The sequence below is a fragment of the Pseudomonas sp. dw_358 genome, assembly GCF_018449655.1.
Taxonomy (GTDB): domain Bacteria; phylum Pseudomonadota; class Gammaproteobacteria; order Pseudomonadales; family Pseudomonadaceae; genus Aquipseudomonas.
Genome location: NZ_JAAVUX010000001.1, coordinates 18,752 through 39,480, shown reverse-complemented (window position 1 = coordinate 39,480; position 20,729 = coordinate 18,752). Strand labels below are relative to the sequence as shown.

At 60.7% G+C, this 20,729-nt stretch carries 21 protein-coding genes; 7 read left to right on the top strand and 14 right to left on the bottom strand.

Translation table 11 applies throughout. The annotated features are described in order from the left end of the window. Positions 1–32: 32 nt before the first annotated feature. The 7 genes from HB675_RS00200 to HB675_RS00170 all read right to left on the bottom strand — a co-directional run bounded on the left by HB675_RS00200 (position 33) and on the right by HB675_RS00170 (position 8,619). Complete coding sequence (locus HB675_RS00200; RefSeq protein ID WP_213875075.1) at positions 33–767, bottom strand: amino acid ABC transporter ATP-binding protein; 735 nt, start codon at positions 765–767, stop codon at positions 33–35. Beyond that, positions 764–1,432 carry an ABC transporter permease subunit gene (locus HB675_RS00195; RefSeq protein WP_213875074.1) on the bottom strand — a complete coding sequence of 223 codons (669 nt, stop codon included), beginning with the start codon at positions 1,430–1,432 and terminating at the stop codon, positions 764–766. The genes HB675_RS00200 and HB675_RS00195 overlap by 4 nt, the downstream gene beginning before the upstream one ends. Continuing rightward, positions 1,429–2,175, bottom strand: coding sequence for an amino acid ABC transporter permease (locus HB675_RS00190; RefSeq protein WP_213875073.1), 747 nt, complete (start codon positions 2,173–2,175; stop codon positions 1,429–1,431). Before HB675_RS00190 ends, HB675_RS00195 begins: the two co-directional genes overlap by 4 nt. 80 nt (positions 2,176–2,255) lie before the next feature. After that, a complete protein-coding gene (locus HB675_RS00185; RefSeq protein WP_213875684.1) occupies positions 2,256–3,170 on the bottom strand; it encodes a glutamate/aspartate ABC transporter substrate-binding protein in 915 nt (304 codons plus the stop codon). A 269-nt stretch (positions 3,171–3,439) separates the two neighbouring features. Beyond that, positions 3,440–4,978 carry a glycerol-3-phosphate dehydrogenase gene (gene glpD, locus HB675_RS00180; protein ID WP_213875072.1) on the bottom strand — a complete coding sequence of 513 codons (1,539 nt, stop codon included), beginning with the start codon at positions 4,976–4,978 and terminating at the stop codon, positions 3,440–3,442. Positions 4,979–5,307: 329 nt separating this feature from the next. Further along, positions 5,308–6,063 (bottom strand): DeoR family transcriptional regulator, encoded by a 756-nt coding sequence (locus HB675_RS00175; RefSeq protein ID WP_213875071.1) that lies wholly within the window; start codon positions 6,061–6,063, stop codon positions 5,308–5,310. Between the two features lie 135 nt (positions 6,064–6,198). Then, positions 6,199–8,619, bottom strand: coding sequence for a glucose/quinate/shikimate family membrane-bound PQQ-dependent dehydrogenase (locus HB675_RS00170; protein WP_213875070.1), 2,421 nt, complete (start codon positions 8,617–8,619; stop codon positions 6,199–6,201). 436 nt (positions 8,620–9,055) lie between these two features. Here HB675_RS00170 and HB675_RS00165 point away from each other — a divergent pair, with 436 nt between their 5' ends. Next, a complete protein-coding gene (locus HB675_RS00165; RefSeq protein ID WP_213875069.1) occupies positions 9,056–9,280 on the top strand; it encodes a VF530 family DNA-binding protein in 225 nt (74 codons plus the stop codon). A 36-nt stretch (positions 9,281–9,316) separates the two neighbouring features. Next, positions 9,317–9,958 carry a Pr6Pr family membrane protein gene (locus HB675_RS00160; protein WP_213875068.1) on the top strand — a complete coding sequence of 214 codons (642 nt, stop codon included), beginning with the start codon at positions 9,317–9,319 and terminating at the stop codon, positions 9,956–9,958. Positions 9,959–10,030: 72 nt separating this feature from the next. Here the strand turns inward: HB675_RS00160 and glpK are convergent, their stop codons facing one another. After that, positions 10,031–11,536, bottom strand: a complete 1,506-nt coding sequence (gene glpK / locus HB675_RS00155) for a glycerol kinase GlpK (protein ID WP_213875067.1) — start codon at positions 11,534–11,536, stop codon at positions 10,031–10,033. A gap of 54 nt (positions 11,537–11,590) precedes the next feature. Then, a complete protein-coding gene (locus tag HB675_RS00150; protein ID WP_213875066.1) occupies positions 11,591–12,451 on the bottom strand; it encodes an MIP/aquaporin family protein in 861 nt (286 codons plus the stop codon). A gap of 313 nt (positions 12,452–12,764) precedes the next feature. Here HB675_RS00150 and ybaK point away from each other — a divergent pair, with 313 nt between their 5' ends. Further along, positions 12,765–13,235: a Cys-tRNA(Pro) deacylase gene (gene ybaK, locus HB675_RS00145; RefSeq protein WP_213875065.1), complete on the top strand. Its 471-nt coding sequence runs from the start codon at positions 12,765–12,767 to the stop codon at positions 13,233–13,235. Between the two features lie 22 nt (positions 13,236–13,257). Here ybaK and argF read toward each other — a convergent pair whose 3' ends face one another. Then, positions 13,258–14,178 carry an ornithine carbamoyltransferase gene (argF, locus tag HB675_RS00140; protein WP_213875064.1) on the bottom strand — a complete coding sequence of 307 codons (921 nt, stop codon included), beginning with the start codon at positions 14,176–14,178 and terminating at the stop codon, positions 13,258–13,260. Between the two features lie 413 nt (positions 14,179–14,591). Between argF and HB675_RS00135 the strand changes: the two genes are divergently transcribed. Together HB675_RS00135 and grxD are read left to right on the top strand one after the other, a co-directional pair. Next, entirely contained in the window at positions 14,592–14,885 is a 294-nt protein-coding gene (locus HB675_RS00135; protein WP_213875063.1) for a hypothetical protein, read from the top strand. A gap of 121 nt (positions 14,886–15,006) precedes the next feature. Beyond that, a complete protein-coding gene (gene grxD / locus HB675_RS00130; RefSeq protein WP_213875062.1) occupies positions 15,007–15,348 on the top strand; it encodes a Grx4 family monothiol glutaredoxin in 342 nt (113 codons plus the stop codon). 87 nt (positions 15,349–15,435) lie between these two features. Here grxD and bfr read toward each other — a convergent pair whose 3' ends face one another. From bfr to pyrC, 4 genes are all read right to left on the bottom strand, one after another. Further along, positions 15,436–15,912, bottom strand: a complete 477-nt coding sequence (gene bfr, locus HB675_RS00125; RefSeq protein ID WP_213875061.1) for a bacterioferritin — start codon at positions 15,910–15,912, stop codon at positions 15,436–15,438. 216 nt (positions 15,913–16,128) lie between these two features. Then, positions 16,129–16,347 (bottom strand): bacterioferritin-associated ferredoxin, encoded by a 219-nt coding sequence (locus HB675_RS00120; RefSeq protein WP_213875060.1) that lies wholly within the window; start codon positions 16,345–16,347, stop codon positions 16,129–16,131. A gap of 111 nt (positions 16,348–16,458) precedes the next feature. After that, complete coding sequence (gene rnt / locus HB675_RS00115) at positions 16,459–17,139, bottom strand: ribonuclease T (protein ID WP_213875059.1); 681 nt, start codon at positions 17,137–17,139, stop codon at positions 16,459–16,461. Beyond that, positions 17,136–18,182 (bottom strand): dihydroorotase, encoded by a 1,047-nt coding sequence (gene pyrC / locus HB675_RS00110; RefSeq protein WP_213875058.1) that lies wholly within the window; start codon positions 18,180–18,182, stop codon positions 17,136–17,138. Before pyrC ends, rnt begins: the two co-directional genes overlap by 4 nt. A gap of 129 nt (positions 18,183–18,311) precedes the next feature. On the opposite strand from pyrC, the gene HB675_RS00105 reads away from it, so the two are divergent. After that, positions 18,312–19,313 carry an OmpA family protein gene (locus tag HB675_RS00105; RefSeq protein WP_213875057.1) on the top strand — a complete coding sequence of 334 codons (1,002 nt, stop codon included), beginning with the start codon at positions 18,312–18,314 and terminating at the stop codon, positions 19,311–19,313. Positions 19,314–19,443: 130 nt separating this feature from the next. Further along, positions 19,444–20,661, top strand: a complete 1,218-nt coding sequence (locus HB675_RS00100; protein WP_213875056.1) for an argininosuccinate synthase — start codon at positions 19,444–19,446, stop codon at positions 20,659–20,661. Positions 20,662–20,729: the final 68 nt, after the last annotated feature.

Here is a 20,729-nt window from a genome sequence, read left to right as displayed (position 1 = left end):
CGCGCCCAACGGGCGGGTACGCGGGACGGCTGTCAGTGCTGGAGGATGCGGGCCAGAAACTGCTGGGCACGCTCGGAGCGCGCGGTCACGTCACCGAAGAAGTCTTCCTTGGCGCAATCTTCGACAATGCGTCCCTGGTCCATGAAGATCACCCGGTCGGCGACCTTGCGCGCAAAACCCATCTCATGGGTGACGCACATCATGGTCATGCCCTCGTGCGCCAGTTGCACCATGACGTCCAGCACCTCGTTGACCATTTCCGGGTCCAGCGCCGAGGTCGGTTCGTCGAACAGCATCACCACCGGGTCCATGGCCAGCGCGCGGGCAATCGCCACCCGTTGCTGCTGGCCGCCGGACAGTTGGCCCGGATGCTTGTGGGCATGGGCGGCGAGGCCAACGCGGTCAAGCAGCTTCAAGCCTTTTTCGGTGGCTTCGGCCTTGCCCCGCCCCAGCACCTTGATCTGCGCGATGGTCAGGTTCTCGGTGATGGTCAGGTGGGGAAACAGCTCGAAGTGCTGAAACACCATGCCGACCCGCGAGCGTAATCTGGGCAGGTGGGTCTTGGGATCGGCGAGGGCGGTGCCGTCCACCACGATGTCGCCTTTCTGGAACGGTTCCAGCGCATTGACGCACTTGATCAGGGTCGACTTGCCCGAGCCGGACGGTCCGCAGACCACTACCACCTCGCCTTTGCGCACGTGGGTGCTGCATTCAGTCAACACCTGGAAGTCGCCATACCATTTGCTGATGTTTTTGATGGAGATCATAGGGCAAACCTTGTTTGCAGGTGCTTGACCAGCCGGGTGGCGGAGAAGCTGATGACGAAGTAGACCACCCCGGCAAACACCAGAAACTCGTTGGCCTGGCCAATGATGTCGCCGTTGGCGCGGGCGGAGTTGAGGAAGTCGACCAGGCCGACGGTGTACACCAGCGAGGTGTCCTGGAACAGGATGATGCTTTGCTGCAGCAGCAGCGGGGTCATCTTGCGAAACGCCTGGGGCAGGATGATCAGGCGCATGCTTTGGGCGTAGCTCATGCCCAGCGCCTGGGACGCACCCATCTGCCCGCGGGGGATGGATTGCACCCCGGCGCGCACGATTTCGCAGAAGTACGCGGCCTCGAACATCATGAAGGCCACCAGGCAGGAGGTGAATGCACCTACCGGGGTGTCCTGGCCGGTGGCCCAGCGCAGCACGAACGGCACCGCCAGGTAGAACCAGGTGATCACCAGCAGCAACGGAATGGAACGGAAGTAATTGACGTAGGCCCCGGCCAGGCGCGCCATCCATCGGCGGGAGGACAGGCGCATCAGCGCCAGCATGGTGCCCAGTGCCAGGCCGCCGAGCACCCCGAGCACCATGAGCTGCAAGGTGAGTTTCATGCCGTTCCACAGCGCGGGCAGCGCCGGGACAATGGAGCTGAAGTCCATCATTTACCCCCCGCGGACATCAGTCCGGGCACGGCGACTTTTTTCTCGACGATGCGCATCAACAGCATCAGGCTCATGTTCAAGGTGAAGTAGATCAGCGTGGCCAGGGTGAAGGCTTCGAACAGGTTGGCGGAGAATTCGGCGGTCTGTTTAGTCTGGGCCAGCAGCTCCATCAGGCCGATCAGCGAGGCCACCGAGGAGTTCTTGAAGACGTTGAGAAACTCCGAGGTCAGCGGCGGGATGACGACACGAAAGGCCTGTGGCAACAGGACGTGGCCATAGGTTTGCCAGAGGCCGAAGCCCATGGCCCGGGCGGCCGACTCCTGCCCACGGGGCAGGGCCTCGATGCCCGTGCGCACTTGCTCGCAGACCCGCGCGGCGGTAAACAGGCCCAGGCACACCACCACGCTGAGGAAGGCCGAGGTGGTGGGGTTGAGGTCCTGCTTGTACCACTCCTGGAGGTTGTCCGGCAGCAGGTCGGGCACCAGGAAGTACCAGATGAACAGTTGCACCAGCAGCGGTACGTTGCGAAAGATTTCCACATAGACGCTGGCAATCGCCGACAGCCAGCGGTTGGGCAGGGTGCGCATGACACCCAGCAACGAGCCCAGCAGCAGGGCAATGATCCAGGCGACGAGGGCAATGGCCACGGTCCAGCCCAGGCCACTGAGGTACCAGTCCAGGTAGATTTCGTTGCCGACGCCGGTGGACTTGAAGAAGACGCTCCAGTCCCAGTTGTAATTCATCGGGGCTTGCTCCGAACAGAGGTTCACAGACACGGGAAGCCACCCGGCGGCCATCAGGCGCCGGGTGGAAGGGACGGTGATCAGGACTTCTTGTCGGCGGCCGGCTGATCGCTCGGGGTGGCGATCAGGGCCTTGAATTCGCTGCTCATGGGGAACTGCAGGTTCAGGCCCTTGGGCGGGATAGGTTGCTGGAACCATTTGCCGTAGATCGTGTTGATCTGGCCGGAGGCAAAGGTGGCCTTGATGGCCTCGTCCACCGCCTGCTTGAACGGAGCATCCCCCTTGCGCACCATGCAGCCGTAGATTTCATAAGACTGCGGCGTGCCGGTCACCGCCCAGTCGCCAGGCTTCTTGGCCTTGGCCATTTCCCCGGCCAACAGGGCGTCGTCCATCATGAAGGCAACCGCGCGACCGCTCTCCAGCATCTGGAATGACTCGCCGTGGTCCTTGGCCGAGATGACGTTCATGCCCATCTTCTGGTCGGCATTCATGGACTTGAGCAGGCGTTCGGAGGTGGTGCCGGCGGTCGTCACGACGTTCTTGCCTTTGAGGTCGGCAAAGTCCTTGTAGGGGGAATCCTTTTTCGCCAGCAGCCGGGTGCCGATCTCGAAGATGCCCACCGAGAAGTCCACTTGCTGCTGACGCTCGGCGTTGTTAGTGGTGGAGCCGCACTCGAGGTCGACGGTACCGTTCTGCACCAGCGGGATACGGGTCTGGGAGGTGACCAGGTTGTATTTGACCCTGAGGTCGGGCAGGTCCAGGTCCTTTTTCAGGGCTTCGACAATCTGCAGTTGCAGGTCGTGGGAGTAGCCCACCGGTATGCCGCTGGCATCGGCCATGTAGGAGAACGGAATCGAGGCATCGCGATGGCCCAGGGTGATAACCCCGGAGTCCTTGATCTTTTTCAGGGTGCCGGTGAGTTCGGTGGCCAGTGCCGGTGTGGCGAACAGGGCGCTGGTGACGGCCACGGTCAACAGGGAGGAAAGAAAGCGCATCATGAAACCTCGTCATTGTTTTTTTTATCGAGCCCGAGTGGCTCTTGCACGTTGCTGTCAGCAGAGACAGCATGACCCGTGCCAACCCCTGATGATGCAGGTAACCGTCTGATTTTATTGACTAATTACTGGTCGGTTCGAGGGCGCGTTGCTCGTGCGTATTCGGTTTTCCGAATCGAAGAGGTCCATGCGTTCGGAAAACCGACCGCCCGCAACCAAGCAGCCCCCGAACGCTTTCGCGGTCGGGGGCTGTCGGCTATGCGCAGCGGTCAGGCCGCTTCAGTCTTGCTGCGGTCGCGGGCCTTGGTCTGCAAGTACTGCTCAAGGCGCAACTGCTCGGCCTCGGTGCTGAACAGCCCCAGCTTGGTCCGACGCCAGAGGATGTCTGTCGCCGTGCGCGCCCACTCCTGATCCCACAGGTAGTCAACCTCACGGGCATAAAGACCGGCGCCGATCATCTCGCCCAGGCCTTCAAGGCCGCTCACGCCTTCCAGCAATTTCCAGCTGCGGTTGCCGTAAGTGATGGACCAACGATCCGCCACCTCGGCAGGCAACCAGCTGTTGCGGCTGCGCAATTTCTCACTGAGCGAGCGCGGCGTGGTCATCTCTTCGCCGCCGGGCAGGGTGGCCGTGGCGGTCCAGCTGCCTTTCATGTTCGGGAAGAACGGCGCGAGTTGGGCCATGGCCGATTCGGCGAGCTTGCGGTAGGTGGTGAGCTTGCCGCCGAACACCGACAAAATAGGCGCCTCGCCCTGGCCGGCCGATAGCGACAGCGTGTAGTCACGGGTAATGGCCGACGGGTTGTCCGACTCGTCGTTGCACAGCGGGCGCACACCCGAATAGGTGCGCACCACGTCTTCACGGCCCAGCTGTTTCTTGAAGTGAGCGTTGACCACCTTGAGGATGTAGTCGGTTTCCCCTTCGGTAATTTCCACCTTGTTCGGGTCGCCTTTGTATTCGCGATCGGTGGTGCCGAGAATGGTGAAGCGATCCAGATACGGAATGGTGAACACGATACGCTGGTCTTCATTCTGCAGAATGTGCGCTTGCGGGCCCTCGTAAAGCTTGGGCACGATCAGATGGCTGCCCTGGATCAAGCGGATGCCGTAGGGCGAATCCAGCTTGAGGTCGTCACGAATGAATTTGGCCACCCACGGCCCGGCCGCATTGACCAACGCCTTGGCCTGGATCGAAAACAGCGTGCCGTCGGCGCGCTCCAGCTGCACCTGCCACTGGCCTTTGACCCGCTGAGCGTTGACGCAGCGAGTCAGGGTGTGGATGTGCGCACCGTGCTCGCGGGCTGACATGGCGTTGAGCACGACGAGGCGGGCGTCGTCCACCCAGCAGTCGGAGTATTCGAAACCACGGGTGATCTCGTTTTTCAGCGGGCTTTGCGGACCGAACTTGAGGCTGCGCGAGCCTGGCAGCTTTTCGCGCTTGCCCAGATGGTCATAGAGGAAGAGACCCGCGCGAATCATCCACGCCGGGCGCAGATGTGGCCGGTGAGGAAGGATGAAGCGCATGGGCTTGACGATGTGAGGTGCCTTGGCGAGGAGCACTTCGCGCTCGGCCAGCGCTTCACGCACCAGGCGAAACTCTTTGTGTTCGAGGTACCGCAGGCCGCCGTGGATCAGCTTGCTACTGTTGGAGGAGGTGTGGCTGGCCAGGTCATCCTTTTCGCAAAGGAACACCGACAGACCGCGCCCGGCCGCGTCCGCCGCAATGCCCACGCCATTGATACCACCGCCAATTACGGCAACGTCATAGACCTCGGCGAGTGGTGGGGTGGAACCGGTGGAATGGGGCATGTTGCCCTCCTGATCTTATAATCGATTACGAACATGAATGTTCACTTGCGAAAATAGTAGCGCATGAAAGCGCGCACGACCAGCCTCGGACGATTGAAAATACTCATCAGCCGACGAAATGTGAACATTAGCGAACATGAAAGCGCGCATAGCGGGTAACCAGCGGCGCCTGGGACGCGACCCGCGACCCCCAGGTGGGCGTCATGACTAAGCTTACTCTGCGAGAGCGAGCTTGCTCGGGATAAATGCGGCACGGTGTCTGTTCCCGAGCAAGCTCGGTTCTGCAGGGGCTTGCTCCAGGCCGAGGTCGCTCTATGGGCGCTGTCCTGCTAGACCACTTCCAGGCGGATCTTGTGCTGCACCAGCAACTGGCCCAGCGCTGCCACTGGGGCCTGATCGGTCACCAGGCAGTCGATCAGGGTGATGGGGCCCAGGCGGACCATGGCATTACGGCCGAATTTGCTGGAGTCAGCTGCGAGGATCACCTGCCGGGCATTGGCAATGATCGCCTGGGATACCCGCACTTCCTGGTAGTCGAAATCCAGCAGGCTGCCGTCTTCATCGATGCCGCTGATACCCACCAGGGCGAAGTCGACCTTGAACTGGGTGATGAAGTCGATACTGGCCTGGCCGACCACGCCACCGTCACGGCGCACGGTGCCGCCGGCCAGTTGTACATCGAAGTCATCCTTGCCGCTGAGGATCGACGCCACATGCAGGTTGTTGGTGATGATCTTCAGGTGATTATGGTTGAGCAGGGCACGGGCAATGGATTCGGTGGTGGTGCCTATATTAATGAAGAGCGAAGCGTGGTCGGGGATCTGCGCCGCCACTGCTTCGGCAATGCGTTGCTTTTCATCGCGCATCTGGTCGGCGCGCATCGCGTAGGCGGTGTTCTCGATGCTCGAGTCATAGGCTGCCCCGCCGTGGTAGCGACGCAGCAGGTTGGCTTCGGCCAACTGGTTGATGTCGCGGCGAATGGTCTGCGGGGTGACGACGAACAGCGTGGCCATCTCCTCGATACTGACGTACCCGCGTTCGCGGACCAGTTCGAGAATCTGTTGCTGGCGGGGAGGCAGGTTCATTGAAATTCCTTCGGGCTGCCAGGAGCAAATGCCCATCATGCCTGTGTTTGTCGAGATGTCCAATATGGCCGGTAGCGGCCATCCTGGGCACCAAAAAAAACGGCGCCCGAAGGCGCCGTTCCTCATTTCAACTCATCATTTGTCGAGCTTGTAGGCAATGATGTAGTCGCCCATCTTGGTACCCAACGAGCCGTGGCCGCCAGCGGTGACCAGCAGGTACTGCTGGCCATCCTTGCCGGTGTAGGTCATCGGGGTCGCCTGGCCGCCTGCTGGCAGACGGCTGGACCAGAGGATCTTGCCGTTCTTGACGTCGTAGGCACGCACGTACTGGTCGAGGGTACCGCTGAGGAAGCCAACGCCGCCCGCCGTTACCATGGAACCACCCATGCTCGGCACGCCGAGGTTCACACCGATCGGAATGGGCGAGCTGTCGCGGCTGGTGCCGTTCTTGTGCTTGTACAGGATCTTGCCCGTGGTCAAATCGACCGCCGACACATAACCCCAGGCTGGCGCCTGGCAAGGTACGCCGAATGGCGACATCAGAGGGTGCATGATCACGGCATACGGAGCGCCTTTGTTTGGTTGCACACCGCTGGTTTCGCTTTCACGCTTGCTGCCCGCAGCCACTTGGGCCTGTGGCACCAGCTTGGAGACAAAGGCCATGTAGTTCGGGCTGCTGAACAGGATTTGACGAACCGGGTCGACGGACACGGCGCCCCAGTTGAACACACCTACGTTACCCGGGTAGATGATGCTGCCCTGGGTCGACGGAGGGGTGTACTGGCCTTCATAACGCAGCGACTTGAACTGGATACGGCACAGCAGTTCGTCGACCGGAGTCACACCCCACATGGCTTTTTCGTTCAGTTCCGGCGGCAGCATGTTCAGGCGCGAACGGGCCTGGGTCGGCGCGCTGTGGTCGCCTTCAACAGCACCACCCGGCACCTTGACTTCGTCGATCGGGATGATCGGCGCGCCAGTGCGACGGTCCAGTACGTAGAGGCTGCCTTGCTTGGTCGGTTGAATCAGCGCTGGCTTGATGCCGTCAGCGGTCTTCATATCGATCAACGTCGGCTGGGCCGGTACGTCCATATCCCACAGGTCGTGGTGAGTGAACTGGTAGTTCCAGCGGACTTTACCGGTGTCGATGTCCAAGGCCACGGTGCCGGCGCTGAACTTCTCGGAACCGGGAGTACGGTCGGCGCCCCACTGATCAGGCATCTGGTTGCCGATTGGCAGGTAGACCATGCCCAGTTTCTCGTCGACGCTGGCCAGGGACCACATGTTCGGCGAGTTGCGGGTGTACAGCTTGCCGGCTGGCAATGGAGTGGTTTCGTCGGGGTTGCCGGCGTCCCAGTTCCAGACCAGGTGGCCGTCGTGGACATCGAATGCACGGATCACGCCAGACGGTTCGCTGGTGGATTCGTTGTCGGTCACGTGGCCGCCGATGATCACCAGGTTACGGGTGATGGCTGCCGGCGAGGTGGAGTAGTAGCCACCCGGGGTGAACGGACCTTCGCTGGTGCGCAGGTTGACCACACCTTTGTCGCCGAAGTCTTCGCAGACCTTGCCGGTGTCGGCATTCAGCGCGATCAGGCGGGCGTCAGCGGTGGGCAGGAAGATGCGGCGTGGGCATGCAGCGGCCACGGCCTTGCCAGCGTCCGACAGCGTGGCCGGGGTGCTCGGCACGTCGGTACGGCTGAAATTGGCTTCATCGTAGTACGACACACCACGGCAGGTCATGTGCGCCCAGCCGGTGAAGTCGTTGTCGTCAGGGCCCGTGATGTGCGGGTTATAACGCCAGATTTCCTTGCCGGTGTCCGGGTCCAGGGCCAGTACCTGGCTGTGGGAGGTGCAGGCATACAGCATGCCGTTGACCTTCAGCGGGGTGTCCTGGTTGGTGATCTCCACCGGATCTTTGGCGGTTTTCACGTCGCCAGTCTCGATACGCCAGGCTTCTTTGAGCTTGCCGATCGTGGCCGGGTTGATCTGGGTCAGCGGCGAATAACGTTCGCCGAACTCGGTGCGACCGTAGCTCTGCCAGTCGCCCTCAGGCTGGGCGGGCGCGGCGCTGGCGGTGCCGGCGCTGTCGCGGTCCAGTTGACCGTCGATCTCGCCTGGGTGGGTGAACTGCGAACCGACGGCGCAAGCACCGGCCAGGACCACAGCCACGGTCAGCAAGGCCGTGGCCTTGCCGGCGGGCTCACGGTCGACCAATGGGCGACGGAACCATGGCAGCAACAGCAACACGCCGAAGACGAACCACAACGAAAGACGGGGCACCAACTGCCACCAGTCCAGGCCGATTTCCCACAGCGACCAGACGGTACTGGCAAACAGGAAGATGGCGTACAGGCCCAGCGCCGAAGAACGGCCCAGCAGCAGCAGGATGCCGGTGATCGCAACGGCCAGGCCGCCGATCACGTAATAAAGGGAACCGCCGAGGCTCGCCAGTTTGATGCCCAGCCCAAGCAGGGCCAGGCCCAGCAGTAGCAGCACCACCCCGAGCAGGCTCGGTAGCAGGCGCGATCTGCTCGAAGCACCGTCAGTGCTCATATGGAGTTTCTCCGTTGTAGTTGAGTGCTAGAGCATGGGACTGGAAACAGTCCATGCTCGATTGGTATAAGAAGACTTTCGCAACACATTAGTTCTTCGCCCGGTTTCAAAGTAATGACTACGGGGATCGAGACAGCGCTGTCTTGAGCGGCAGGAAAAACTGAATGGGTTCAGCTAAGTTCGGCGGGAGGATATACGGCGTGCTTGAGCTTGGAAAGGCAACAAATCGACATGCACTATTGCGCAGGGTGCAATAGTGGCCAGTTGTATACGGTCCCAGCATGCCACGGGTGCTTTGCAATCAATTTCAATAATTGATGAAATTTCCTACATACAGGCGGGCAACCCTTCTGTTGTCATTCAACCCGCTCTTTTCGTCGCCGCCACGGTCGGCTAAGGTGCCCACACTTTTTCCCGCCACCACGAGAACGCAGCCGTGACTGAAACCTCCAACAACCCGTTGCACGGCGTGACGCTTGAACAGATCCTCAACGCCCTGGTGTCGCATTACACCTGGGAAGGTCTGGCCCAGCGAATCGATATCCGTTGCTTCAACAGCGACCCGAGCATCAAGTCCAGCCTGACCTTTCTGCGCAAGACACCGTGGGCGCGCGAAAAAGTCGAGCGGCTTTATATCAAGCTGCAGCGCACCAAGCGCTGAGCCGGCCGGGAAGCCACCGACTCAAGGAACCTCTGCATGCAAGGCCGCATCCGGCAACCGAACCACCACCTCACCTTGATCCTCGCCAGCATTGCCTGGTTTGCCCTGGCAGGACAGATGGCATTGGCGCTGCTTGGCCGCTGGAACAACGATGCCAGCCTGCTCGGCGGGCTGATCAATTTCTTCAGCTATTTTACGGTCACCACCAATACCTTGGTTGCCATGGTACTGACGAGTGCTCTGCAGCGAAGCGATAGCCGGCTAAGTCGATATTTTCGCCAACCCTCCGTTATCAGTGGGGTTGCCGTCAGTATTGTCGTGGTTGGCGTGTCCTACACCCTGCTGTTGCGCAACGTCTGGAACCCTCAAGGCTTTCAGTGGCTGGTCAACGAATTGTTGCACGACGTGATGCCAATCGCGTTCGTGGTCTGGTGGTGGCTGTCCGTGCCCAGCAGCGCGCTGCGTTGGCGTCATGCGTGGCTTTGGGCGCTTTATCCGCTGGTGTATTTTGGGTACGCGATGCTGCGCGGACATGTAATAGGCGTGTACCAATACCCGTTCATTGATGTCTCAAAGCTGGGCTTCGAGCGGGTGTTGATCAACAGTCTGGTGATTCTGGCGGGGTTTGTCGGCTTGTCGCTGGGGGTGATTGCGCTGGATCGGCGGCGGGGCGAGTAACGCTTTCGCGAGCGACGCGCGCGTCCACAGGGTGACCTCTGCAGGCGCGCGCGGCGGGTTCAGATCAATCGATCAATCCTGGGTTTCATGGGGTTCCCAGTCACGGGTGCGCTCCACGGCCTTCTTCCAGCCGGCGTAGAGTTTCTCCTTGCCGGCTTCGTCCAGTTGCGGTTCGAACTGGGCTTCGATCACGGCCTTGCCGCGCAGTTCATCCAGGCTCTTCCAGAAGCCGCAGGCCAGACCGGCCAGGTAGGCCGCACCCAGTGCAGTGGTTTCGCGCATTTTCGGACGCTCGACCTGAGTGCCGAGGATGTCGGCCTGGAACTGCATGAGGAAGTTGTTGGCCACCGCGCCGCCGTCCACTCGCAGCGAGCTGAGGCGTTCGCCGGAATCATTCTGCATGGCATCGAGTACATCGCGGGTCTGGTAGGCAATGGACTCCAGGGCCGCGCGGATGATGTGGTCCACCTTGACCCCGCGGGTCAGGCCGAACAAGGCACCCCGGGCATAGGGGTCCCAATAGGGCGCGCCCAGCCCCGTAAAGGCGGGTACCAGGTAGACGCCATTGCTGTTCTTGACCTTGCTGGCGAAGTATTCGGTGTCGAACGCGTCGTTGACCAGCTTGAGTTCATCACGCAACCACTGAATGGTCGAGCCCCCGTTGAACACCGCGCCTTCCAGGGCGTAGGCCACTTCTCCGCGCGGGCCACAGGCAATGGTGGTGAGCATGCCGTGCTTCGAATTGACCGCCTTGTCACCCGTGTTCATCAGCAGGAAGCAACCGGTGCCATAGGTATTCTTGGCCTGGCCGGGTTCCACGCACATCTGGCCAAACAGCGCCGCTTGCTGGTCACCGGCGATGCCGGCAATGGCGATGCCGCTCTTGGTATGACCATAGATTTCGGACGAGGACTTCACTTCGGGCAGCATCTCCCGAGGAATGTCCAGGGTCTCCAGCATCTTCGCGTCCCACTCCAGGGTGTGGATGTTGAAGAGCATGGTGCGCGAGGCATTGGTGTAGTCGGTGACGTGGACCTTGCCGCCAGTAAATTTCCAGATCAGCCAGGTGTCGACGGTGCCGAACATCAGCTCGCCACGGCGGGCGCGCTCACGGCTGCCTTCGACGTGGTCGAGAATCCACTTGAGCTTGGTCCCGGAGAAGTAGGGGTCAATGACCAGGCCGGTGGTTGCCTTGATGTACTCCTCCATCCCATCGCGCTTGAGTTGCTGGCAGATCTCGGTGCTGCGGCGGCACTGCCAGACTACGGCGTTGTAGATGGGGCGGCCGGTTTCCTTGTCCCACACCACGGTGGTTTCACGCTGGTTGGTGATACCGATAGCCGCCACTTGTGCGTGACTCAGGCCGGCCTGGGCGAGGACTTCGACCATGGTTGCGCTCTGAGTCGCAAAGATTTCCATCGGGTCGTGTTCGACCCAGCCCGGCTGCGGGTAGTGCTGAGTGAATTCGCGCTGCGACACACAGACTACGTTGGCGTCTTTGTCGAAAATGATCGCCCGAGAGCTGGTGGTGCCCTGGTCGAGGGCGATGATGTAGTTCTTGTTTTGAATATCGGTCATGACGGGGACCTTGCACTGTAAGAATGAGATGTCGATCGGGTATCTGCTTCAGGCTCAGGCCTGGGCCTTTTCCCGGCCGGTTTCAGAATCGGGTGCAACAGGGACAGCAGGGGTGACCACAGGTGCCGGCAGGTGCCGCGCGATCATGCCGCGGTAGAGGGCGGCACCCAGGCATGCACCGAGGATTGGCGCGACGATCGGGACGATGAAATAGGGAATATCACGACCGCCGGTGAAGGCGATGTCGCCCCAGCCGGCAAGGAATGTCATGAATTTTGGGCCGAGGTCGCGGGCAGGGTTCATGGCAAAGCCGGTCAACGGGCCCATCGAGGCGCCGATCACCGCGACCAGCAAGCCGATCAGCAGCGGCGCGAGGGCGCCACGGGGCAGACCGTTGTTATCGTCGGTCAGGGCCATGATGGTGCCCATCAGCACGGCGGTGATCACCAGTTCCACCATGAACGCCTGGCCGGTGGACAGCAATGCATTGGGGTAGGTAGAAAACACGCCGGCCAATTCCAGGCTTGCCTGGCTACCGCGGATCATGTGATGAGTTTGTTCGTAATCGAAAAACAGGCTGCTGTACAGGGTGTAGACCAGCGCTGCGCCGCAGAAGGCGCCGGCCATCTGCGCAATGATGTAGAACGGCAGTTTACGTTTTTCGAAGGTGCCAAAAATGCTCAAGGCGATGCTGACGGCGGGGCTCAAATGGGCACCGGAGACCCCGGCGGTAAGGTAGACAGCCAAGCTGACGCCCAGGCCCCAGATCACGCTGATTTCCCACTGGCCGAAGGAGGCACCCCCGACCTTGAGCGCTGCTACACACCCTGTACCAAAAAACAGAAACAGGAATGTCCCGAAAAACTCCGCGATGCATTGTCCGTACAGCGTTGGTTGTTGTGTTTGTGTGGTCATGAAGCTCTTCCCGTTTGTTCTTGTTTTTAAGACGCACTGGATGCGTTCGTTTTTTGCCGCACAGCGACAATGCTGCTGTGCGGGTGAAGCTGTTGCCTGATTTACCAAAAAAGCCGAATATTCGCAAACGAAAAAATATACTCAAGAAACGATGCTGTCAAAGGTCGAAAGTGAACTGTAAACCATAATCTGACCATTGGCGGTGCAAACGTCCGCAAAATCGCGATTTGTGCTGGCAGGCCTCGGTAGTTATTACGCTTTGTCCTAGAATGGGTTGTTGCTGCGATCCCCCGAGCCTGGCCTGGAGCCCTGCATGACACCCGCCCTTGACCTGTTGAAAAAAGTTCGCGCCGAACATCGAATCCATAGTTACGAACATGATCCGAAAGCGGCTTCCTATGGCCTGGAGGCCGCCGAGAAGCTGGGGCTGGAACCGTTGCAGGTGTTCAAGACGCTGCTGGCCTCCAGTGAAAAGGCCGAATTGCTGGTGGCGGTGGTGCCGGTGGCAGGCACCCTGGACCTCAAGGCGCTGGCGCAGGCAGCAGGGGTGAAGAAGTGCGAGATGGCCGACCCGGCCGCGGCGCAGCGGGCCACGGGGTATCTGCTGGGAGGGATCAGCCCGCTGGGCCAGAAGAAGCGCCTGCGGACTTTTATCGATCAGTCGGCCAGGCCATTGGCCAGTGTCTTTGTCAGTGCCGGGCGGCGCGGGCTGGAGGTCGAGCTGGCGCCCGCTGTGCTCGCCGAGCACACCCAGGCGCAGTTCGCCGACATCGGTCGGCCTTGATCAGGCATCGGTACACCGGGGTTCAGGCGGGCTGGTAGGCAGGGGCCACGAGGAATTCCAGCAGTGCTTTTTGCGCGTGCAGGCGGTTTTCTGCCTGGTCCCAGGCCACGGCGCGCGGATCATCCAGCACATCAAGGCTGATTTCCTCGCCACGGTGGGCGGGCAGACAGTGCATGAACAATACGTCCGGCGCTGACAGGTCGAGCAGTTCGCGAGTGACCTGGAAGGGCGCGAACAACGCCAGGCGCCGCGCGGTTTCCTCTTCCTGGCCCATGGAAGTCCAGACGTCGGTGCTGACCAGGTGTGCGCCTTTTACGGCTTCCCGAGGGTCGCGCATGACCGTCGCGCGATTACCGGCCAGGGCGAGGAACGCGGGGTTGGGTTCAAAGCCTTCCGGGCAGGCAATGCGCAGGTTGAAGTCGAACTGCACGGCCGCTTCCAGGTAGCTGTTGCACATGTTGTTGCCATCGCCGATCCAGGCCACGGTTTTGCCCTTGATGGCGCCACGGTGTTCGAGAAAGGTCTGCATGTCGGCCAGCAGTTGGCAGGGGTGCAGGTCATCGGACAGGCCGTTGATCACTGGTACCCGCGAGTGGGCTGCAAACTCGGTGAGGGTGCTGTGGGCGTAGGTGCGGATCATGACCGCATCGAGCATGCCCGACATGACTCGCGCGGAGTCGGCCACCGGTTCACCGCGGCCCAGCTGAGTGTCGCGGGTCGAGAGGAAAATGGCCTGGCCGCCGAGCTGGATCATGCCCGCCTCGAAGGACAGGCGGGTGCGAGTCGAGGACTTTTCGAAGATCATCCCCAGCACCCGGCCCTTGAGGGGCTCGAACAGCACGCCTCGGTCGCGCAAGGCCTTCAGCTCGATGCCTCGGCGGAGCAGGCTCGACAGCTGTTCCGGCGAATAATCCATCAGGGAGAGAAAGTGCCTTGCGCTCATCATTGACTACCTTTTGCAACAGACCGCAGAGACTCAACAACAACCGCTCCTGACGAAATGACGGGAAAAGGAGTGAGACCTGCGGCGAAAGCCGCACGGGGCGACGAATTAGGGAAGGCGCCATCCTATAATTAAATGTCGCGTGTTACCAATAGGGGGCTGATTATTAACCGTATCTCGTCGTAAATCAGCCATCAGGGGCCGCGTATGAACGGAAATATACAGCGCCGGCTGCTCAGCTTTTACCGCATTCGGTCGATATATTTGTACACTGACGTCGAGCGCCTTGGCAACGCGTCCGTTCAACGCCTGAACCGTCTGGCACGGGCCCACTGGTCGGCCGACGTGCGACCTGTCATGTGGCGGGCGGCTGGGGTATATATGTGTCCTGTGAAGCACAGGGAGTAGCAGGAATGGAATCTAAAGAACAGTGCCTGATGGAGTTGCTGGGCGCCACTGCCCGCACCCTCACGCACCTGACAGCCTCGATCACATCGATGTCGTTCGAGCTGTTGCGCAGCGAAGATGAGGTCACCCGGGCAGCCGGGCGGCGGATGATCGATCGTATGGCGACCATCAGTGGCGGTCTGGACGAGCACTGGCGTCTGATCGGCGAGCTGACGGGCGAGCACTTTGCCCAGGAAGAGATCGAGACGGTGCTGGAAATTCAGTTGCAGCCGCCGCCCCAGAGCGCGCCTGTGTCCTGAGAGGGCCGGTCGGACAGGGGTATTGACGGGAAGCCTGCAGGAGAGGTTGAGCACTGCGCTCGGGATTCCGTTACAATATCTCACCGTGCCGACAATGTCGGATAGTTCAGCCGAGGTGCCCATGGATATCATCGAAACGATTAAAGAGCAGATCGCCAACAATACCGTTCTGCTTTACATGAAAGGCTCGCCGAACGCGCCGCAGTGTGGCTTCTCTGCCAAAGCTGTGCAGTCGCTGATGGCCTGCGGCGAAAAGTTTGCCTACGTGGACATTCTGCAAAACCCGGAAATCCGCGCCAACCTGCCGAAATACGCCAACTGGCCAACCTTCCCGCAGCTGTGGGTCGGCGGCGAGTTGATTGGTGGCAGCGACATCATCACCGAGTTGTTTACAGCCGGTGAACTGCAGACCACCGTCAAGGCGGCTGTCGAGAAGGCTGCCGGCGAGAAAGCGGGCGCCTGACACCCGTTCGAGCCGGAAACGAAAAAGCCGCGAACCGAGTGGATCGGTTTGCGGCTTTTTTGTGTGCGTCTTGTGGGAACAGGCCCGTCAGTCTTCGACGCCCATCTGCGACTGCAGGTAGTTCTCGATCCCGACCTTGTCGATCAGGCTCAGTTGAGTTTCCAGCCAGTCGATGTGCTCTTCCTCGGATTCGAGGATGTCTTCCAGCAGCTCGCGGCTGCCGAAGTCGCCCACAGTTTCGCAATGCGCGATGGCGGCCTTGAGGTCCACCAGGGCTTTCTGCTCGATCTTCAGGTCGCACTCGAGCATCTCGCGAGTGTGTTCGCCGATCAGGATCTTGCCCAGCTCCTGGAGGTTAGGCAGTCCTTCCAGAAACAGGATGCGCTTGATCAGCTTGTCGGCGTGCTTCATCTCGTCGATGGATTCGTGATACTCGTGCTTGCCGAGCTTGTTCAGCCCCCAGTCTTCATACATGCGTGCGTGCAAGAAGTATTGGTTGATGGCGATCAGCTCGTTCCCGAGGATCCTGTTGAGATGCTGGATGACGCTGATGTCGCCTTTCATGTGGGCTGCCTGCCTGGATACGGTAAATGCAAAGTAGGCGGAGTTTGGCCCTGGCCGGGATTAGTGTCAAACCTAAGTAGTTGAATACGCTACGAAAATTAATCTGAATAAGAATGACTGAGTTCCGCGTTACCGCGCTAACTCATTGTTTCCAGAGATAAAAAAACCGGACACTGGGTCCGGTTTAATGAAATTCGGTCAAACAACTTTTTCGCGTCACGCGACGGTGAATTCTGCGGGGTAGGGCAGCGCGGCCTGAGTGGTTTGTAATTCAGTCAATGTCTCGCGAACCACCTGCTTGGCCAGGCACGCGCATTTACCGCAATTGGACGCCACGTTGAGCGTTTCCCGAACTTCCTTGTAGCTGCAGCAGCCTTCGTAAATCGCATCGCGGATTTGACCGTCGGTGACACCTTGGCAGAGGCAGACGTACATAAATTAAGACCATCGCGTTGAGGACCTGATGCGATGGATCTTAATGTTAATGAGAATGCTTGTCAAAAGTCTTCGCGGCTCGCTTGATGAACCGCGATGAACGGTCATCCATCATTCGTCGAAGTCTTCCCAGCCACCCATCTGTTTCCAGCGGTTGACGATGCCGCAGAACAGTTCTGCGGTTTTTTCCGTGTCATACCGCGCTGAGTGGGCTTCGCGTCCGTCAAAGTCGATCCCGGCGGCCTGGCAGGCCTTGGCCAGTACCGTCTGGCCGTAGGCGAGGCCGGCCAACGAGGCGGTGTCGAAGCTGGAGAACGGATGAAACGGGTTGCGTTTCATGTCCGTACGCGCCACGGCAGCGTTGAGGAAGCCCAGGTCGAAGCTGCTGTTGTGCCCGACCAGGATTGCGCGTTTGCAGCCATTGGCCTTGAGGGCCTTGCGCACGCCACGGAAAATATCGGTGAGCGCGGCTTCCTCGCTGACGGCCATGCGCAGCGGGTGATCGAGCTTGATGCCGGTAAATTCCAGGGCAGCCGCCTCGATATTGGCACCCTCGAAGGGCTCGACGCGGAAGAAATGCGTGTGTTCGGGGAACACGAAGCCTTGCTCATCCATGCCGATGGTCACGGCCGCGATTTCCAGCAGGGCGTCGGTGGCGCTGTTGAAGCCGCCGGTTTCGACGTCGATCACCACGGGCAGGTAACCACGAAAGCGCGCCGCCATGGGGTGGCGCGAGCCGCTGTTACCGGTGCTCGGGGCATCCTGGTCGTCGTCGTAAAGGTCCTCACTCACGCGTTTTTCTCCAGCAGACGCCAGCGCAGTTTTTCACCGGCGCGCAGCGGAATGACTGACTGCTCGCCGAAAGGCAGGCTGGTCGGGGCGGTCCATTCTTCACGAACCAGGGTGATGGTGTCGCGGTTGCCCGGCAGACCATAGAAGGCCGGACCGAAGACGCTGGCAAAGCCTTCCAGCTTGTCCAGTGCGTTGCGTTGTTCGAAGGCTTCGGCATACAGCTCGATGGCGGCAAAGGCGGTGTAGCAGCCCGCGCACCCGCAAGCGGCTTCCTTGGCATGCTGGGCGTGGGGCGCCGAATCGGTGCCGAGGAAAAACTTGCCGCTGCCGCTGGTGGCGGCATCCAGCAAGGCCACCTGGTGGGTGTTGCGCTTGAGGATCGGCAGGCAATAGAAATGCGGCCGAATCCCGCCCACCAGCATGTGGTTGCGGTTGTACAGCAGGTGCTGGGCGGTAATGGTCGCCGCCACGTTGGTGGGCGCCTGGGCCACGAACTGTGCTGCATCCGAGGTGGTAATATGTTCAAAGACGATCTTCAAGCCCGGGAAGCGCTCGACCAGTCGGGTCATGTGTTCGTCGATGAACAGCTTTTCGCGGTCGAACACATCGACCTCGCCACGGGTCACTTCGCCATGGATCAGCAATGGCATGCCGACCTCGGCCATGGTTTCAATGGCCGCCGTGATGTTGTCCAGGCTGGTGACGCCCGAGTCGGAGTGGGTGGTGGCGCCAGCCGGGTACATCTTGGCCGCATGGACAAAGCCGCTGGCCTTGGCTGCGCGGATGTCCTCCGGCTGCGTACGGTCGGTGAGGTACAGCGTCATCAGCGGCTCGAAGCGGCTGCCGGCCGGGCGTGCGGCAAGAATGCGCTCCCGGTAGGCGCCCGCTTCCTGGGCGTTGCGCACGGGGGGCACCAGGTTGGGCATGACAATGGCGCGGGCAAAGGTGCGGGCCACATCGGCGACGGTATGGGGCAGTACGGCACCGTCGCGAAGGTGGATGTGCCAGTCATCAGGGCGCAGGAGGGTCAGGCGGTCGGACATTGGGGATTCCAGGCGGTTCGAACTGCGGGGAATGCTACCGGAAAACGGGGTCAGCAGCACTCGCTATCAAGTTTTGCAAAGCCCGTCCGATACCCCAGAGGTACGTTGTAAAGACCTTTGGAGCCTCCCGTGCGCCAGCGATACCTTGCCTTGCTCAGTTTGTTTGCCAGCCTCCCGGCCATGGCCCTGAACTTCCAGACCCGTCTGGAGAAAGTTGAATGGTCGGTGGGCGGCGATCAGTTCGAATGCCGCCTGACTCAGCCCATCGCCGATTTCGGCGCGGGTGAATTCGTGCGCAAGGCGGGCGAGAAAGCGGTCTTTCGCATGACTTCCACCAGCAACATGCTGGGTGCGGGCACGGCCAGCCTGTTCGCTGCGGCGGCGCCTTGGCAGCCCGGACGTGGCGATGTCAGTCTGGGTTCGGTGCATCTGAGCAGTGGTGAAGTGATTTTTACCAGCTCGCAAAGTCAGGCCAGCGGCTTGCTCAGTGGTTTGCTGGAAGGCCGCAGCGTGGTCGTGCGCGGCGTCGGCAGCAACGGTGGGCCGGTGCAGGTGCGAATGATGCCGATCAAGTTCGCCAAGGCCTTCAGTGACTATGAAGCCTGCGGGACCAAGCTGCTGTCGGTCAGTTTCGATCAGGTGCGCATGACTCAGGTCGGCTTCCCGGGTGGCGGTATTGACCTTGACGCGGCGGGCAAACGCCAGCTGGACAGCATTCTGGCGTATATGAAGGCTGATCCTTCGGTCAATCGTATCGAACTGGACGGACACTCCGACAACAGTGGTAACCGTCTGACCAACCGCGACCTGTCACGGCGCCGTGCGCTGTCGGTGGTCGACTATCTCAAAGCCCATGGCGTTGCCGAAGAGCAGATCACTGTGCGCTTCCATGGCGAGCAGTTCCCCCTGGTGCCGAACACCAGCGCCGCCAACCGGGCGAAGAACCGCCGGGTCAATGTGCAACTGGAGCGGGGCGCCCCAGTGGATAAACCGGCCCCGTCAGCTCCGGCCCCGGCGGCTGCGCCTGCACTGACGCCGGCCGTACCCGCGGCCCCGGCAGGGACGGCAGCGGCCAAACCCGCCGCCCCGCCTGGCACTCCCGCCAGTACCCCCGCCAAGCCGGCCGGGTAATCTTGGCCGGGTGAAGACGGGCAGCCGTCCTTCACGTCGCTTTGTCGTCATCTGCTGTCGCGACACTGTAAATCCACGGGGGAGACCGGTAGAATCGACCGCTTTCCGTACAACCCCGTGGAGTGATGGCATGGCGGACGTAAACAAGGTCGTTCTGGCGTATTCCGGCGGCCTGGACACTTCGGTGATCCTCAAGTGGCTGCAGGATACATACAACTGTGAAGTGGTGACCTTCACCGCCGACCTGGGGCAGGGCGAGGAAGTCGAGCCTGCCCGTGCCAAGGCGCAAGCCATGGGCGTGAAGGAAATCTACATTGACGACCTGCGCGAAGAATTCGTGCGCGATTTCGTCTTCCCGATGTTCCGCGCCAACACCGTCTACGAAGGCGAGTACCTGCTGGGTACCTCCATCGCACGTCCGTTGATCGCCAAGCGCCTGATCGAAATCGCCAACGAAACCGGCGCCGATGCCATTTCCCATGGCGCCACCGGCAAGGGCAACGACCAGGTGCGTTTCGAGCTGGGGGCCTATGCGCTCAAGCCTGGCGTCAAGGTCATCGCCCCCTGGCGCGAGTGGGACCTGCTGTCCCGCGAAAAGCTCATGGACTATGCCGAAAAGCACGCGATCCCGATCGAGCGCCATGGCAAGAAGAAATCGCCTTACTCGATGGATGCCAACCTGCTGCACATCTCTTACGAGGGCGGTGTACTTGAAGACACCTGGACCGAGCATGAAGAGGACATGTGGCGTTGGACGGTTTCCCCGGAAAACGCCCCGAATGTTCCAACTTATCTCGAGCTGACCTACAGCAACGGCGATATCACGGCCATCGACGGCGTCACCATGAGCCCGGCCACTGTGCTGGCCACGCTCAACCGTATCGGCGGCGAGAACGGTATCGGCCGCCTCGACATCGTCGAGAATCGGTACGTGGGCATGAAGTCCCGCGGCTGTTACGAAACCCCGGGCGGCACCATCATGCTGCGCGCTCACCGCGCCATCGAATCCATCACCCTTGACCGCGAAGTTGCGCACCTCAAGGATGAGCTGATGCCCAAGTACGCCAGCCTGATCTACACCGGCTACTGGTGGAGCCCTGAGCGCCTGATGCTGCAACAGATGATCGATGCTTCCCAGGCTCACGTAAACGGTGTAGTGCGCCTGAAATTGTACAAGGGCAATGTGATCGTGACCGGTCGCAAGTCGGATGAATCCCTGTTCGACGCCAACATTGCTACCTTTGAAGAAGATGGCGGTGCATACAACCAGGCGGATGCGGCCGGGTTCATCAAGTTGAACGCCCTGCGCATGCGCATCGCCGCCAACAAGGGCCGCAAGCTGTTCTGATTGCAGGCTCCAAGGCAATAAAAAACCCGGCTCGCCGGGTTTTTTTTCGGGTTTATTATTTCAATTGT